The organism is Aeromicrobium jepli (assembly GCF_047246605.1).
Lineage (GTDB): Bacteria > Actinomycetota > Actinomycetes > Propionibacteriales > Nocardioidaceae > Aeromicrobium.
The window spans coordinates 114,080-129,164 of sequence record NZ_JBFOKO010000005.1 but is presented as its reverse complement, the minus strand read 5'-3'; the positions used below and the strand labels follow the sequence as shown (position 1 = coordinate 129,164).

The 15,085-nt window shown below is 70.4% G+C and carries 18 protein-coding genes; 11 read left to right on the top strand and 7 right to left on the bottom strand.

Annotation, left to right across the window (positions count from 1 at the left end; translation table 11 throughout):
* Positions 1 to 32 precede the first annotated feature (32 nt).
* The 3 genes from AB3M81_RS11355 (at position 33) to AB3M81_RS11345 (ending at position 2,974) form a co-directional block, all read left to right on the top strand.
* Complete coding sequence (locus tag AB3M81_RS11355; protein WP_412904024.1) at positions 33 to 845, top strand: ATP-binding cassette domain-containing protein; 813 nt, start codon at positions 33 to 35, stop codon at positions 843 to 845.
* The gene (locus tag AB3M81_RS11350; protein WP_412904023.1) at positions 842 to 2,092 is read left to right on the top strand and encodes a sugar ABC transporter permease; all 1,251 of its coding nucleotides are present in this window, start codon (positions 842 to 844) and stop codon (positions 2,090 to 2,092) included. Before AB3M81_RS11355 ends, AB3M81_RS11350 begins: the two co-directional genes overlap by 4 nt.
* Positions 2,093 to 2,176: 84 nt before the next feature.
* Positions 2,177 to 2,974, top strand: coding sequence for a phosphatase PAP2 family protein (locus tag AB3M81_RS11345; protein WP_412904022.1), 798 nt, complete (start codon positions 2,177 to 2,179; stop codon positions 2,972 to 2,974).
* 6 nt (positions 2,975 to 2,980) lie between these two features.
* Here the strand turns inward: AB3M81_RS11345 and AB3M81_RS11340 are convergent, their stop codons facing one another.
* From AB3M81_RS11340 to dnaA, 5 genes are all read right to left on the bottom strand, one after another.
* Positions 2,981 to 3,469, bottom strand: a complete 489-nt coding sequence (locus tag AB3M81_RS11340; protein ID WP_412904021.1) for a DciA family protein — start codon at positions 3,467 to 3,469, stop codon at positions 2,981 to 2,983.
* On the bottom strand, positions 3,462 to 4,589 hold the full coding sequence (gene recF, locus AB3M81_RS11335) for a DNA replication/repair protein RecF (RefSeq protein ID WP_412904020.1): 1,128 nt from the start codon (positions 4,587 to 4,589) through the stop codon (positions 3,462 to 3,464). Before recF ends, AB3M81_RS11340 begins: the two co-directional genes overlap by 8 nt.
* Positions 4,590 to 4,682: 93 nt before the next feature.
* On the bottom strand, positions 4,683 to 5,585 hold the full coding sequence (gnd, locus tag AB3M81_RS11330; protein ID WP_412904019.1) for a phosphogluconate dehydrogenase (NAD(+)-dependent, decarboxylating): 903 nt from the start codon (positions 5,583 to 5,585) through the stop codon (positions 4,683 to 4,685).
* A gap of 27 nt (positions 5,586 to 5,612) precedes the next feature.
* Positions 5,613 to 6,758 carry a DNA polymerase III subunit beta gene (gene dnaN, locus AB3M81_RS11325; RefSeq protein ID WP_412904018.1) on the bottom strand — a complete coding sequence of 382 codons (1,146 nt, stop codon included), beginning with the start codon at positions 6,756 to 6,758 and terminating at the stop codon, positions 5,613 to 5,615.
* A gap of 329 nt (positions 6,759 to 7,087) precedes the next feature.
* Positions 7,088 to 8,578 (bottom strand): chromosomal replication initiator protein DnaA, encoded by a 1,491-nt coding sequence (gene dnaA, locus AB3M81_RS11320; protein WP_412904017.1) that lies wholly within the window; start codon positions 8,576 to 8,578, stop codon positions 7,088 to 7,090.
* A gap of 426 nt (positions 8,579 to 9,004) precedes the next feature.
* On the opposite strand from dnaA, the gene rpmH reads away from it, so the two are divergent.
* The 8 genes from rpmH (at position 9,005) to AB3M81_RS11280 (ending at position 13,682) form a co-directional block, all read left to right on the top strand.
* Entirely contained in the window at positions 9,005 to 9,142 is a 138-nt protein-coding gene (rpmH, locus tag AB3M81_RS11315; RefSeq protein ID WP_412904016.1) for a 50S ribosomal protein L34, read from the top strand.
* Positions 9,143 to 9,160: 18 nt separating this feature from the next.
* Positions 9,161 to 9,499, top strand: coding sequence for a ribonuclease P protein component (gene rnpA, locus AB3M81_RS11310; protein ID WP_412904015.1), 339 nt, complete (start codon positions 9,161 to 9,163; stop codon positions 9,497 to 9,499).
* On the top strand, positions 9,496 to 9,747 hold the full coding sequence (gene yidD, locus AB3M81_RS11305; RefSeq protein WP_412904014.1) for a membrane protein insertion efficiency factor YidD: 252 nt from the start codon (positions 9,496 to 9,498) through the stop codon (positions 9,745 to 9,747). Before rnpA ends, yidD begins: the two co-directional genes overlap by 4 nt.
* Positions 9,732 to 10,727: a membrane protein insertase YidC gene (yidC, locus tag AB3M81_RS11300; RefSeq protein WP_412904013.1), complete on the top strand. Its 996-nt coding sequence runs from the start codon at positions 9,732 to 9,734 to the stop codon at positions 10,725 to 10,727. Before yidD ends, yidC begins: the two co-directional genes overlap by 16 nt.
* On the top strand, positions 10,720 to 11,184 hold the full coding sequence (locus tag AB3M81_RS11295; protein ID WP_412904012.1) for a Jag family protein: 465 nt from the start codon (positions 10,720 to 10,722) through the stop codon (positions 11,182 to 11,184). The genes yidC and AB3M81_RS11295 overlap by 8 nt, the downstream gene beginning before the upstream one ends.
* Positions 11,181 to 11,792, top strand: coding sequence for a 16S rRNA (guanine(527)-N(7))-methyltransferase RsmG (gene rsmG / locus AB3M81_RS11290; protein WP_412904011.1), 612 nt, complete (start codon positions 11,181 to 11,183; stop codon positions 11,790 to 11,792). The genes AB3M81_RS11295 and rsmG overlap by 4 nt, the downstream gene beginning before the upstream one ends.
* Before the next feature lie 145 nt (positions 11,793 to 11,937).
* The gene (locus AB3M81_RS11285) at positions 11,938 to 12,786 is read left to right on the top strand and encodes a ParA family protein (protein ID WP_412904177.1); all 849 of its coding nucleotides are present in this window, start codon (positions 11,938 to 11,940) and stop codon (positions 12,784 to 12,786) included.
* A complete protein-coding gene (locus AB3M81_RS11280) occupies positions 12,783 to 13,682 on the top strand; it encodes a ParB/RepB/Spo0J family partition protein (RefSeq protein WP_412904010.1) in 900 nt (299 codons plus the stop codon). Before AB3M81_RS11285 ends, AB3M81_RS11280 begins: the two co-directional genes overlap by 4 nt.
* Positions 13,683 to 13,748: 66 nt before the next feature.
* On the opposite strand, the gene trxA is transcribed toward AB3M81_RS11280, so the two are convergent.
* Positions 13,749 to 14,075 (bottom strand): thioredoxin, encoded by a 327-nt coding sequence (trxA, locus tag AB3M81_RS11275; RefSeq protein ID WP_412904009.1) that lies wholly within the window; start codon positions 14,073 to 14,075, stop codon positions 13,749 to 13,751.
* A gap of 27 nt (positions 14,076 to 14,102) precedes the next feature.
* The gene (gene trxB, locus AB3M81_RS11270; protein WP_412904008.1) at positions 14,103 to 15,074 is read right to left on the bottom strand and encodes a thioredoxin-disulfide reductase; all 972 of its coding nucleotides are present in this window, start codon (positions 15,072 to 15,074) and stop codon (positions 14,103 to 14,105) included.
* Positions 15,075 to 15,085 lie beyond the last annotated feature (11 nt).

Genomic DNA, 15,085 nt, shown 5'->3' with positions numbered 1-15,085 from the left:
GGCCGGCCGTCGTCGATCCATCAGGGAGAGACATGAACGAAGCCACCGAGGCGACCCGCGCATCCGGCCGCCCCATCCTGCGCCTGAGCGCCATCAGCAAGAACTTCGGCGCGGTCGCCGCGCTCACCGACGTGGACCTCGAGGTCCGGGCCGGCGAGGTCGTCGCCGTCGTCGGCGACAACGGCGCCGGCAAGTCGACGCTCGTGAAGGTCCTGTCCGGCGTGCACGCGCCCAGCTCCGGCACGATCGAGTTCGACGGCCGCGAGGTCGCCATCACGAGCCCGCAGAGCGCCATCGACCTGGGCATCGCCACGGTGTTCCAGGACCTCGCGCTGTGCGACAACCTCGACGTGGTCGCGAACCTCTTCCTCAACAGCGAGATCGCGCCGCTGCGCCTCGACGAGGTCCAGATGGAGGTGCGGTCGTGGGAGCTGCTGCGCCAGCTGGCCGCGAAGATCCCGTCGGTGCGCATCCCGATCGCGTCGCTGTCCGGCGGCCAGCGCCAGACCGTCGCGATCGCGCGGTCGCTGCTGCTGGACCCGCAGCTCATCATCCTCGACGAGCCGACCGCCGCCCTCGGCGTCGCCCAGACCGCCGAGGTGCTCAACCTCGTCGAGCGCCTGCGTGAGAACGGCCTCGCCGTGATCATGATCAGCCACAACATGGAGGACGTCCGCGCCGTCGCCGACCGCGTCGCTGTCCTGCGCCTGGGCCGCAACAACGGCGTCTTCGACGCGCGCGACGTCACGACCGAGGAGCTGGTCGCGGCCATCACGGGTGCCACGGACAACGCCGTGTCGCGCCGCGCCGACCGTTCCGCCCCGACCGATCAGGAGACCCGATGACCACCCCGGACGGCCTGAACCCCGTTGCCGCCGACCTGCAGGACGAGCGCCTCCGCACGAGCGAGGGCTTCGGCGGCTTCGTGCGCTCCCTCGGCGAGCGCGTGCGCGGCGGTGACCTGGGCGTGCTGCCCGTCATCATCGGCCTGCTCGTCATCTGGACCGTGTTCCAGTCGCTGAACTCGTCGTTCCTCTCCAGCGCCAACCTGAGCAACCTGCTGATGGAGTCCGCCGCCGTCGGCGTCATCGCGCTCGGCATCGTGTGCGTCCTGCTCGTGGGCGAGATCGACCTGTCCGTCGGATCGGTCAGCGGGCTGTCCGCGGCGATCCTCGGCGTCGCGTTCGTCCAGCACGAGTGGCCCGTGTGGGTCGCCGTCCTCGGGTCCCTCGCGGCGGGCGCCGCGATCGGCTTCGTCTACTCGATCGTCTACACGCGGTTCGGCGTGCCGTCGTTCGTCATCACGCTGGCCGGCCTGCTCGGGTTCCTGGGCCTGCAGCTCAAGGTGCTCGGCCCGAGCGGCACGATCAACCTGCCGTTCGACTCGCCCATCGTGAAGCTCGGGCAGCTGTGGTTCGTGCCCGCGACGCTGTCGTACGTCCTGGTCGTGCTCGCGGCGATCGGGTTCTTCCTCGCCCGCTTCGGCCGGTCGCGCTCGCGCGCCGCCGCCGGGCTGTCGGCGGTGCCGGTCACCCACCTCGCCGTGCAGGCCCTCGTGATGGGCGCCGTGCTGCTCTTCGTGGTCTGGTACCTCAACCAGGCGCGCGGCATCGGCTGGATGTTCGTGCTGTTCGTCGCCCTCGTCCTGGCCCTGCACTACGCCCTGACCCGCACGCGGTGGGGACGCGCGGTGTTCGCCGTCGGCGGCAACGAGGAGGCGGCCCGCCGGGCCGGCGTCAACGTCAACCGCGTCTACACGAGCGTGTTCATGCTCTGCTCGATGCTGGCCGCCCTCGGTGGCGTCCTCGCGGCCGGTCGCCTCGCCGCGGCCGCGCAGAGCAGCGGCACCGGCGACGTCAACCTCAACGCGATCGCGGCCGCGGTGATCGGCGGCACGAGCCTGTTCGGCGGCCGCGGGTCCGCGTTCGCCGCGCTGCTGGGCATCTTCGTCATCACGTCGATCTCCAGTGGCCTCACCCTCGTGAACCTGGACTCCTCGTGGCGGTTTATGGTGACCGGCGGGGTGCTGCTGCTCGCGGTCATCCTCGACTCGGTCGCGCGTCGCTCGCGCGTGAGTCACGGCAGGGCCTAGCGGTCCTCGCCCCGATCACGGCCGCGTGCCCGTCCCCGGACGGCGCGCGGCCGTCGTCGTTGACCCGTCTGGAAGGCTGGAGGGGTGAGCTCGACGACCCGATCACCGTCCTCCGTCGTGGGCCCGGCCCTCGTGGTCGCGGCCGGATCCGTCGCGCTGTTCATGGCGCTGCTGCAGGTCGCCCTCTGGTCGGCCGACGGCCAGCGCGCCGACGAGCGCGCGATGACGACCGTGACCGCCGGACGCGAGGCCGAGCTGACGCTGCTGTCCATCCTGGGCCGCGTCCCGATGTGGTCGCTGGCGGTCCTCGCGGTCGTGGGACTCGTCCTCGCCGTCCGCCGTCACGACATGCGCGCCGCCGTCGGCGCGGGCCTGGTCATCGCCGGCGCCAACCTGACGACGCAGGTCACCAAGCACGCGCTGCTCGAGCGATCGGACTTCGGCCTCGGCGTGCACAACTCGCTGCCGAGCGGGCACGTCACGGTGGTGGTCTCGGCCGTCGCGGCGCTGCTGATCGTGGTGCCGCCCGGCGCGCGGGCCTTCGTCGCGGGCCTGGGCACCTTCGCCACGGGCCTGACGGGACTGTCCACGATCGTCGCCGGCTGGCACCGGCCGGGCGACGTCGCGGCGGCGCTCATCGTGACGATGGCGTGGTGCGCGGTCGGCGTCCTGGTGCACGGCGGACGCCGCGGATCCGCGCGAGCGGTGCTGCCGACCGCGCTCAGCGGCGCCGTCGCGGCGCTGCTCGGCGTGGTCCTCATCGGCGTGCGGCCGGTCGCCGGGATGGACGGCTTCGTCGACGCGAGCCTCGTGCTCGGCGCCGTGGCGGCCGCCTCCGCGCTGGCGATCTGGGCGATGGCCCGGATCTGCCCGCGCTCCTGAGCCTCCTCAGCCGTAGGTGTCCCGCGGGCCGCGGCCCTTCACCGAGCGCCGGCCCTTCGTCCAGCTCGGCGCCTGCGGACCGCGCACATCGATGCGCAGCACCTGCCCGTCGCCCAGCTCGGCGTTGAGCTTGGCCACGAGGCGCGGGGCGAGCAGCTTGAGCTCCTTGGCCCACGCGGTCGAGTCGGCCTGGATGTGGACGACCCCGTCGGCGAACTCGTGGACGCTGCAGTGCTGCGCGACCTCCGGTCCCACGATCTGCGCCCAGTCGGTGAACACGCGCGTCGCGGCGAGCCGGTCGTCCCAGCCCTGGCTGCGCACCATCTCGCCCAGCACGTCGCCGAGGGCGACGGCGTCCTCGCGGCCCGGACGCCGGGCGGGACCGCGACGCCGCAGCGGCCGGCGCGGGCGGTTCGTGGCCGGGGTGCCGCCGGTGCGGTAGGCGTCGGCGATCTCGCGCGCGAGGCGCAGGACGTCGTCGTCGTCCTCAGCCACGCGGCGTCACCACCGCCGAGGCGACGTCGAAGGACTGCCCGACGAGCTCGGCCGGGACGTCACCCTCGACCGCCGCAGTCACCAGGACCTGCTCGGCCGAGGCCACCCGGGCGGCCAGCTGCGAGCGACGGCGGCTGTCCAGCTCGGCGAACACGTCGTCGAGGATGAGGATCGGGTCGTCGCCGTCCTCGCGCAGCAGCGCGAACGCCGCCAAGCGCAGCGCCAGGGCCAGCGACCAGGACTCGCCGTGGCTCGCATAGCCCTTGGCCGGCAGGTCGCCGATCGACAGCACGACGTCGTCGCGATGCGGGCCCACGAGGCTGATGCCGCGCTCGAGCTCCTCGCGGCGGCGCCGCCCGATCTCGTCCAGCAGCGCCTTGCCGATGTCGTCGGCGTCGCGCAGCTCCTCGAGCCCGGGGACCGAGGGCTTGTACGTGAACGACACGACCTGGCGGTCGGCCGCGGCGCCCGCGGCGACGTCACGGTAGGCCTCCGTCGCGTGGGGAGCGAGCGCGTCGAGCAGCGCGAGCCGGGCGGCGACCAGCTGGCCACCCGTGCGCGCGAGGTTCTCGTCCCAGATGTCGAGGGTCGAGATCTCGACGTTGGCGCGGCGCCCCGCCGTCTTGAGCAGGGTGTTGCGCTGCTTGAGGACGCGGTCGTAGTCCGCCTTGACCCCGCCCAGGCGCGGCAGCCGCATGACGATCAGGTGGTCGAGGAAGTGCCGGCGATCGGAGGGATCGCCCTTGACCAGGGCGAGGTCCTCGGGGGAGAACAGCACGGTCCGGGCGATGCCGACCAGGTCGCGCACGCGGGGCAGCGGGTTGCCGTTCACCCGCGCGCGGTTGGACCGTCCCGGCGTGATCTCGAGCTCGAGCAGGGCCGAGCGGTCCTCTCGCTGCAGCTGGGCGCGCACGATGGCGCGGTCGGCGCCGGCCCGCACGAGGGGAGTGTCCGAGGACACCCGGTGCGAGTCGAGCGTCGCGAGGTAGTCGATCGCCTCGACGAGGTTCGTCTTGCCCTGGCCGTTCGCCCCGATGAACGCCACCGGACCGGGCCGCAGCTCGAGCTCGACCGAGCCGTACGACCGGAAGTCGGCCAGCTCCAGTCGGGTCACGTGCATGCGCCCAGCCTACGGCGAGCGCGGGACTCGCTGAGTTGCACGTTCCGCCTCGCCACCACGGCGTGTCGGCGGCCGAACGTGCAACTCAGCGGGTCACGGGTTGGGGACGTCGGGACTCTCCTGCGCGGCGCGCACGGCGTGGCCGCCGAACTGCTGGCGCATCGCGGCGACCGCCTGCATCGCGGCGGACTCGTCCTGGCGCGACACGAAGCGGGCGAACAGCGACGCGGCGATCGTCGGGGCCGGCACCGCGTTGGCGATCGCGGCCTCGACCGTCCAGCGACCCTCGCCGGAGTCCTCGGCGTAGCCGCGGATCTGCGACAGGTGCGGATCCTCCTGCAGCGCCTTGACCAGCAGGTCCAGCAGCCACGAGCGCACGACCGTGCCGACGCGCCACGAGTTGAGCACCTCGGTGACGTTCTCGACCATGTCGACGGCCTCGAGCAGCTCGTAGCCCTCGGCGTACGCCTGCATCATCGCGTACTCGATGCCGTTGTGGACCATCTTGCTGAAGTGGCCGGCGCCGACGCGGCCCGCGTGGACGAAGCCGTTCTCCTCGTCGGGGCGGAGGGCGTCGAACGCCGGCTGCACCTTGGCGACGTTCTCGGCGGTGCCGCCGGCCATGAGCGCGTAGCCGTTCTCGAGGCCCCACACGCCACCGCTGACGCCGCAGTCGACGAAGCCGATGCTCTTCTCGGCGAGCAGCGCCTCGTGGATCTCGTCGTCGGTCCAGCGCGAGTTGCCGCCGTCGACGACGACATCGCCCTCGGACAGCAGGCCCGAGAGCTCCTCGATCGTGCTGCGGGTGGGCTCGCCGTGGGGGACCATCACCCACACGACCTTCGGCGAGGGGAGCTGCTCGACGAGCTCGGCGAGCGACCCGACGTCGCTCACCTCGGGATCACGGTCGTAGCCGATGACCGTGAGGCCGGCGTTGCGCATGCGCGTGCGCATGTTGCCGCCCATCTTGCCCAGTCCAACGAGTCCGATGTGCATTGGCGCCTCCTGACGTCGTGGCGCGAGTCAGTTCTGAAGTCGAACCGGCATGATCAGGTAGCGGAACGCGCCGTCGGGATCCGCTCCCACCTCCGCGACTCCGGACATCGCGGCGGGCTTGGTGTGCTGCGTGAAGGACAGGTGCACGACCGGCTCGGTCATGACCGACAGTCCCTCGAGCATGTAGTTCGGGTTGAAGCCGATCGAGATGTCGTTGCCCTCGATCGTGGCCTCCACGCTCTCGGACGCCTGCGCCTCGTCGCCGCTGCCGGCCTCGAGGAGCACCTGGCCCTCCGAGAACGACAATCGCACGGGGGTGTTGCGCTCGGCAACCAGGGCGACGCGCTTCACGGCGTCGACCAGCGTCTGCGTGCCGACGTACGCGACCGTCTCGGCCTGCGCCGTGAACAGCTGGCGCACGCGCGGGAAGTCACCCTCGAGCAGGCGCGTCGTGGTGCGGCGGACGCCGCCGTTGACGGTGCCCTCGAAGCCGATGAGGCCATCGCCGTTCTCGCTGCTGGAGACGGCGATCGTGATGTCGCCGCCGGCGTTGAGGGCCTTGGCGGTGTCGGCTAGCACGCGCGCGGGGACCAGCGCACGGGCCGAGATGTCGGTCACCTCGGGGTACCAGTCCAGGTCGCGCAGGCTCGCGCGGAAGCGGTCGGTCGCCATGAGCGAGATCGTGGAGCCCTCGAGCTCGAGGCGGATGCCGGTCAGCAGCGGCAGCATCTCGTCGCGCGAGGCGGCGGCGCTGGCCTGGCCCACGGCGGTGGCGAAGTCGTCGGCCTTGACCGTGCCCGAGGAGCTGGGCATGTCGGGCAGCTGCGGGTACTCGTCGACCGGCATGGTCTGCAGGCTGAAGCGGGCGCTGCCGCACGTGACCTGCACCTTCGTGCCGTCGTGGACGACGTCGACCGGCTTGCCCGCGGGCAGCGCGCGCACGATCTCGGCCAGGAGGCGGCCCGACACGAGCGCCTTGCCCTCGTCACGGACCTCGGCGGGCAGCGTCGCGCGCGTCGAGGTGTCGTAGTCGAAGCCCGAGAGGTGGAGCTCGTCACCGGAGGTCTCGAGCAGCAGGCCGGTGAGCACCGGCACGCTGGGGCGGGTCGGCAGGCTGCGAGCAGTCCAGCCGACGGCGTCGGCGAGGGTGTCGCGATCGATGCGGAACTTCACGGTGCTTGAGCCTCTCATTCGTCAGTCGAATCCTGCCACGGTGAATGGTCTTCCACACCCAAGGGGCGTGGTGACTTCTTCTCGATTCGCGGTCTTGTTACTTGTCGTCGTCGTAGTAGGCGGTGTGGATCGTGTGGACAACCGGTGTTTGGGCTGGTCAGCGCGATCCGGGCCGGTGGATGAAGTTGTGGTCGGAGCACTGGGGGGACCCGTGCGGGCTGTGGATGTCCTCTCTGCGTTCACATCCGATTCACATCCGCGACGACAAGATTCACCGCGAACGGCCCGTCATGCACAGGCGTGTCCCCAGATGTGGGGGAACGAGCGCGTCAGGACTGGCGAGCCTGCTGGCGGATGCGCGCCGTCAGCTCGGTGACCTGGTTGTACACGGCGTGCTTCTCGGCCATGAGCTTGCGGATCTTGCGCTCGGCGTGCATCACGGTGGTGTGGTCGCGGCCGCCGAACTCGCTGCCGATCTGCGGCAGGGACATCTCGGTCAGCTCGCGGCACAGGTACATCGCGATCTGGCGGGCGAGCACGAGGTTGCGCGAGCGGTTCGGGCCGCACAGCTCCTCGATCGTGTACTCGGAGTAGGCCGCGGTCTGCGCCATGATCATCCCGGCCGTGATCTCGGGGTCGTCGCCCTCGGCGATCAGGTCCTTGAGCACGATCTGAGCGAGCTGCAGGTCGACCGTCGTGCCGTTGAGGTTGGCGAACGCCGTGGCGCGGATGAGGGCGCCCTCGAGCTCACGGATGTTCGTCTGCACCTTGCTCGCGATGAACTCGAGCACGTCGGCCGGCGCGGTGAGCTTCTCGGTGGCGGCCTTCTTGCGCAGGATCGCGATGCGCGTCTCGAGGTCCGGCGGCAGCATCTCGGTCTGCAGGCCCCAGCTGAACCGGTTGCGCAGTCGCTCCTCGAGCGTGCGCAGCTCGGCCGGGGGACGGTCCGACGTCATGACGATCTGCTTGTTCTCGTTGTGGAGCGCGTTGAAGGTGTGGAAGAACTCCTCCTGCGTCGCGTCCTTGTTCTCGATGAACTGGATGTCGTCGACCAGCAGGACGTCGATCTCGCGGTACTTGCGGCGCAGCGCGGGCGTGCGGTTCTCGCCGATCGCGTTGATGACGTCGTTGACGAACTCCTCGGAGCTGACGTACCGGACGCGCGACGACGGGTAGAGGTTGATGACGTAGTGCCCGATGGCGTGCAGCAGGTGGGTCTTGCCCAGGCCGGAGTCGCCGTGGATGACGAGCGGGTTGTAGGCCTTGCCCGGCGCCTCGGCCGCGGCGACGGCGGCCGCGTGCGCGAACCGGTTGGACGAGCCGATGACGAAGTTCTCGAACTGGTACCGCGAGTTGAGCCGGGCCTCGGCGACGTTCGCGCGGTGCGACGGTCCGCCCTGCGTGGTGGTGGGCCGGTTGACCCAGCTGGGCGTGAGCGAGTCGTCGTCCTCATCGAGCTCGTCGTCTCGGTCCATAAGTCGACTTGTAGACGTATCGACAAGTGGACCGGGTGTCGGTGCCGGCTCCTCGGCCACGGTGACGTGCGTCGTCATCGGCTCGGGCGGGTTGTCGTCGAGGACGTCGGGATCGATCGTGACGACGAGGCGGACGTCCTGGCCGAGCTGTGACGTCAGCGCCTGCTCCAGCGCGGGCCGTACGCGCGACTCGAGCTGAGCACGGGACAGGTCGTCCTGGACGGCGACGATCAGGATGCCGTTGTGCAGCGAGAGCGGCTTGGCGGCGTAGACGAAGACCTTGGCTCCCGGCGACAGCGAGGCGACCGATTCGCGCCAGACGGACTCCAGATCGACACCATCCACGTCGTGCACCGCACAGCCTTCCTCCCACCCACGGCGGGACGTCCCGAGTCAAGGGTGACGGGCCAACGCGCCGTCACCGGAGTTGTTCACACTGTTGTCCACACGCTGTGTATGAATCGTGGCGTTGGCGCGCCCTCATCGGGGCGGAGGCCTGTGGATATCCCGTGACGCTAGCAGTCGGGCCGGGCCACTCACAAGCGAGATCGCACATTCGAGCGTGCCGTACGGCGTGTCGCGTGGACCGGGTCCCAGCGGAGGAGTAAGGGTGGGCGGCTCGGGTCGGTTTGACCACGTCAGGCCGTGCCCCGTACCGTGGTGGGGTCGTCTCGCACGACGCCTGCCGCGTGCCCATGAACCACTCCGGTCGTGGGCGAGCGGTGGCCACTTCCCAACACCCGGGCCACGATCCGTACCGAAGGACCTCCTGTGAGCAAGCGCACCTACCAGCCGAACAACCGTCGCCGCGCCAAGAAGCACGGCTTCCGCCTCCGCATGCGCACGCGTGCGGGTCGCGCCATCCTGTCGGCGCGTCGCCGCAAGGGCCGCGCCAACCTCTCGGCCTGATTTCCCGTGCTGCCGCGCGTGCACCGCATGCGCGACGGTGAGGTGTTCCGCCAGGCGATGCGCCGCGGCGGGAAGGGCGTCCAGCCCGACCTCGTCGTCCACGTGGGTGGACCTGTCGAACCGACGGACGTCACGTCCGTCGGTTTCGTCGTGTCCAAGAAGGTCGGCCCGGCCCATGACCGCAATCGGGTGAAGCGCCGGCTGCGCCACCTGATGCGCGACCGGCTGGACGCGGTCCCCACGGGATCGCGCATCGTCGTCCGCGTCCTGCCGGGTGCGGCCGACCGGCGCGCGGCGGAGCTCGGCGGCCAGCTCGACCGGGCGATCGCGACCGCGGCGTCACGGGTGCGGCGATGATGCGCCGCCTCGTCGTCGCGCTGTTGCGCGCCTATCGGTTCACCATCAGCCCGATGTACGGGCAGGTGTGCCGCTACCACCCCAGCTGTTCGGCCTACGCCCTGGAGGCGGTCGAGACCCATGGCGCCTGGCGCGGCACGGGACTCGCGATCCGTCGCCTCGGCCGGTGCCACCCCTGGACGGCCGGCGGGTACGATCCCGTGCCGCCGGCAGTCCGTGATCGAGGAGAAGCATGTTCGACTTCCTAGGCAGCATCGGCGGCGCCATCATGACGCCGCTGTACTACTTCACGTCGGGCATCGTCCTGGCCTGGCACTGGCTCTTCGAGCAGATCGGCATGAACCCCGACGGTGGCTGGACCTGGGCGCTGTCGATCGTCGGCCTGACGATCACCATCCGTGCGATGCTGATCCCGCTGTTCGTGAAGCAGATCAACTCCAGCCGCAACATGCAGCTGATCCAGCCGCAACTGCAGGAGCTGCGCAAGAAGTACGGTCACGACCGCGAGCGCTTCGCGCAGGAGCAGATGAAGCTGTTCCAGGAGACCGGCACCAACCCCTTCTCCTCGTGCCTGCCGCTGCTGCTGCAGATGCCGATCTTCTTCGCGCTGTTCCGCGTGATCGACCAGGCGTCGCGCAAGGGCGCCGAGGGCGCCAAGGGCTTCCTCACCGGTGACCAGGCCGCGTCCCTGGCCAACGCCGAGTGGCTCGGCGGCAAGATCGCCGACACCTTCCTGTCCAGCGAGCACCTCGAGACCAAGATCATCGCCATGGTCATGGTCGTGGCCATGTGCGCCACGCAGTTCTTCACGCAGAAGCAGCTGATGGCCAAGAACATGCCGCCCGAGGCGCTGAACGGCCCCTTCGCCCAGCAGCAGAAGATCCTGCTCTACGTCCTGCCCGTCGTCTTCGCCGTCTCCGGCGTGGCGTTCCCCCTCGGCGTGCTCGTGTACTGGACCACCTCAAACCTGTGGACCATGGGCCAGCAGTTCTGGGTCATCCGCAACAACCCGGCGCCCGGCACGCCGGCCTTCAAGGCCAAGCAGGAGCGCGACCGCGCCAAGGGCAAGATCGTCGCCGAGGACCCCGTCGCCACCGCGAAGGCCGAGGCCGAGGAGCAGCGGATCCGCCGCCAGCAGCCCAAGAAGCAGACGCGCGACCAGCGCCGCAAGACCGGTGGTCCGCAGCCCAAGCCGAACAAGAACGCCAAGGGGGATTCCGATGAGTGACACCGATCTGGAGCGTGAGGGCGACATCGCCGCCGACTTCCTGGAGGAGCTCCTCGACATCGCCGACCTCGACGGTGACATCGACATCGACGTGGACGGCGACCGCGCCGCCGTGGAGATCATCGGTGGCGACCTCAGCCACCTCGTCGGCCGCGACGGTGAGGTCCTCGACGCCCTCCAGGAGCTGACGCGTCTCGCCGTGTACCGCGAGACCGGTGTCCGCAGCCGCCTCATGCTGGACGTCGCCGGCCACCGCGCCGCGCGCAAGGCTGCCCTCGTGAAGATCGCCGAGGAGGCGATCGAGGAGGTCAAGGCCGGCGCCGAGTCCCTCAGCCTCGACCCGATGTCCCCGTTCGAGCGCAAGGTGATCCACGACGCCGTCGCGGCTGCCGGCCTGCGCAGCGAGTCCGAGGGCGCCGGTCCCGACCGCCACGTCGTGGTCCTCCCCGCCGAGTGACTGTTTCACGTGAAACGGCGGCGTTCGGCGAGCGCCTGCCGATCGCTCAGCAGTACGCCGAGATCCTCGCGACCGCGGGGGTCGAGCGCGGACTGATCGGTCCCCGCGAGGTGGACCGGCTGTGGGAGCGGCACCTGCTGAACTGTGCGGCACCCGTGGTGCGGGTCCCCCATGGCGCGACGGTCGCCGATGTCGGCGCCGGCGCCGGACTCCCCGGCATGGTCTGGGCGATCGCCCGTCCCGACTTGCACGTGACGATGGTCGAGCCCTTGCTGCGGCGGACCACCTTCCTGGAGGAGGCGGCTCAGCAGCTCGGCCTCGACAACGTCACCGTGCTGCGTGCGCGGGCCGAGGACGTCGACCAGACCTTCGACGTGGTGACGGCGCGTGCCGTGGCCGCGCTCGACAAGCTTGCTCGCTGGTGCATGCCGCTCGTGCGGCCCGGCGGACACCTGCTCGCCCTCAAGGGACGCAGCGCGGCGGACGAGGTGAAGGCCGCGCGCGGCACCCTCGGTCGCCTCCATGCCGGCGATATCGTGGTCACGACGTACGGAGAGGACTGGGGCCTCGAGGTTCCCACCACCGTCGTCGAAGTCCAGCGCCGGTGACCCACCGTGGAACAGCCGATGTTCCACGTGAAACATGACAGGAGCCGTAGTGACGATTCCGACAGCCGCGGACTTTGCTGAAGAGCCTCTCGAGACGTCGATGTCGACGCCGCTAGCCGACCAGGCCGGATATCACGTCCAGCTGATGGAGCGCCTGGCCACCACGGGCCAGTACCGCCGGCCGCGATCCACCCGGGTGTTCGTCGTGGCGAACCAGAAGGGCGGCGTCGGCAAGACGACGACCTCGGTCAACCTGGCTGCGGCGATGGCCGCACGTGGGCTGAACGTCCTGCTGATCGACCTCGACCCGCAGGGCAACGCCTCCACCGCGGGCGGCATCCCCCACGCGTCCGGAACACCGGGCACGTACGAGGTGCTGCTGGACGAGCTGCCGATCGAGGACGCGGTGCAGACCAGCCCCGACGTTCCGGCCCTGCGCGTCGTGCCGGCGACGATCGACCTCGCCGGCGCCGAGATCGAGCTCGTCGGCCTCGAGCGACGTGAGCGCCGGCTGCGCGAGGCGATCGACCGGTACCTCGCGGGTCCCGGTCGCGACGTCGACTACGTGTTCATCGACTGCCCGCCGTCGCTCGGCCTGCTGACCATCAACGCGATGGCCGCGGCGCGCGAGGTGCTGATCCCGATCCAGTGCGAGTACTACGCCCTCGAGGGCCTGAGCCAGCTGCTCAACAACATCGGGCTGGTGCAGCAGCACCTCAACCGTGACCTCGACGTCTCGACGATCCTGCTGACGATGCACGACGCGCGCACCAACCTCTCCTCGAGCGTCGCCGCCGAGGTGCGAGGGCACTTCGGTGACCGCGTGCTGTCCACCGCGATCCCGCGCTCGGTGCGGATCAGCGAGGCGCCGGGCTACCAGCAGAGCATCATCACGTACGATCCCAGCTCGACCGGTGCGCTGTCGTACCTGGAGGCGGCGCGGGAGATCACCGATCGCGGCGCCGGACCTGCCGCAGAAGGAGCGTCCTCATGAGCAATCCCCGCCCCGGACTGGGACGCGGCCTGTCGGCCCTCATCCCGACGTCGCCCGCGCAGGCCAAGGAGTCCGGCCTGGCCGAGGTCGAGGGAGCGCGCCTGCGGGACATCCCGCTCAGCCAGATCACGCCGAACCCGCGCCAGCCGCGCACGGTGTTCGACGAGGAGGCGATGGCCGAGCTCGTGCACTCGATCAAGGAGATCGGGCTGCTGCAGCCGGTCGTGGTGCGCCAGACCGGGCCCGAGGCGTACGAGCTGATCATGGGGGAGCGCCGCTGGCGCGCCCACCAGAAGGCGGGCCTGGACACGATCTCCGCCGTCGTGCGCGAGACGACCGACGAGGACCTGCTGCGCGACGCCCTGCTGGAGAACCTGCACCGCTCCGAGCTCAACCCGCTCGAGGAGGCGGCCGCGTACCAGCAGCTGCTCGACGACTTCGGCTGCACGCAGGAGGAGCTGTCCTCACGGATCGGGCGCTCGCGTCCCCAGATCACCAACACGATCCGGCTGTTGAAGCTGCCTCCCGCGGTTCAGCGGCGCGTGGCGGCCGGCGTGCTGTCCGCCGGGCACGCCCGTGCGCTGCTCGCCGTGCCCAACCCCGAGCTCCAGGACCGCCTCGCCAGCCGCGTCGTGGCCGAGGGCATCTCGGTGCGCCAACTGGAGGAGATCGTCCGCTTCGGCGACGAGGAGGCGACCCCCGCGGCGCGCAAGCTGTCGACCCGTCCCACCTCGCCGCGCGTGGCCGAGCTGGCCCACCGCCTCTCGGAGCGCTTCGACACCCGCGTGAAGGTCGACTTCGGCAAGTCCAAGGGCAAGATCGTCGTCGAGTTCGCCACCATCGGCGACCTGGAGCGCATCGTCGACCTCATGGACCCGGCTCCGCGCGCCGACTGACCGGTACATAAAACAACAAGGCCACTTGTCGACAAATCGACAAGTGGCCTTGTTGAAGAAGCTGGGTCAGGCGACGAACTCCGAGAGCTCGGTGAGGATCGCCGACTTGGGGCGGACGCCCACGATCGAGCGGACGAGCTCGCCCTGGTAGTAGAGGTTCATCGTCGGCAGGCCGGTCACGCGGTACTGGGCCGGGGTGACAGGGTTGGCGTCCGCGTCCATCTTCACGATGGTGAGGGCGCCGTCCTTCTCCTTGGCGATCTCCTCGAGGATCGGGGCCAGCTGGCGGCACGGGCCGCACCACGAGGCCCAGAAGTCCACGAGCACGGGACCCTCGGCCTTGAGGACCTTCTCCTCGAAGTCGGCGTCGGTGACGGCGTTGATGTCAGCCATGGTTCTCCTCGGTGATGGGGTGGGTGGTCATTCGGTCAGGGCGGCGGCCGGCGCAGGGGCGCCCGCGGCCTCGAGGTCGGCCAGGAAGCGCTCGGCGTCCAGGGCCGCCTGGCAGCCGGTGCCGGCGGCCGTGATCGCCTGGCGGTACGTGTGGTCGACCAGGTCGCCGGCCGCGAACACGCCGCGCAGGTTCGTGGCGGTGGAGCCGGGCTGGGTCAGGACGTAGCCCTCGTCGTCGAGGTCGACCTGCCCGGTCAGCAGCTCCGAGCGCGGGTCGTGGCCGATCGCGATGAACAGGCCGCTGACGTCGAGGCGGCGGGTCTCACCGGTCTGGGTGTCGCGCAGCGTCACGGCCTCGAGCTGGCCGTCGCCGAGGATCTCGGCGACCTCGCTGTTCCACGCGAACTCGAGCTTGTCGTTGTTGTACGCGCGCTCGGCCATGATCTTGCTGGCGCGCAGCTCGTCGCGGCGGTGGATCAGCGTGACCTTGGAGCCGAAGCGGGTGAGGAACAGCGCCTCCTCGACGGCGGAGTCGCCACCGCCGACCACGGCGATCGGCTTGTCGCGGAAGAAGAAGCCGTCGCACGTGGCGCACCAGCTGACGCCGTGGCCCGAGAGCGTGTCCTCGCCGGCGATGCCGAGCTTGCGGTAGCCCGAGCCCATCGCGAGGATCACGGCGTGCGCGCGGAACGTCTGGCCGTCCGCGAGCGACACGGTCTTGATCTCGCCGGTCAGGTCCACGGAGGTGACGTCGTCGGCGACGAGCTCGGCGCCGAAGCGCTCGGCCTGCGCGCGCAGGTTGTCCATGAGGGCCGGGCCCATGATGCCGTCGGGGAAGCCGGGGAAGTTCTCCACGTCGGTCGTGTTCATGAGCGCACCGCCGGCGGTCACCGAGCCCTCGAAGACGAGGGGCTGCAGGTTGGCGCGCGCGGCGTAGATGGCCGCCGTGTACCCGGAGGGGCCGGAGCCGATGATGATGAGACTGCGGACGTCGGTCATGAAGAGATGCG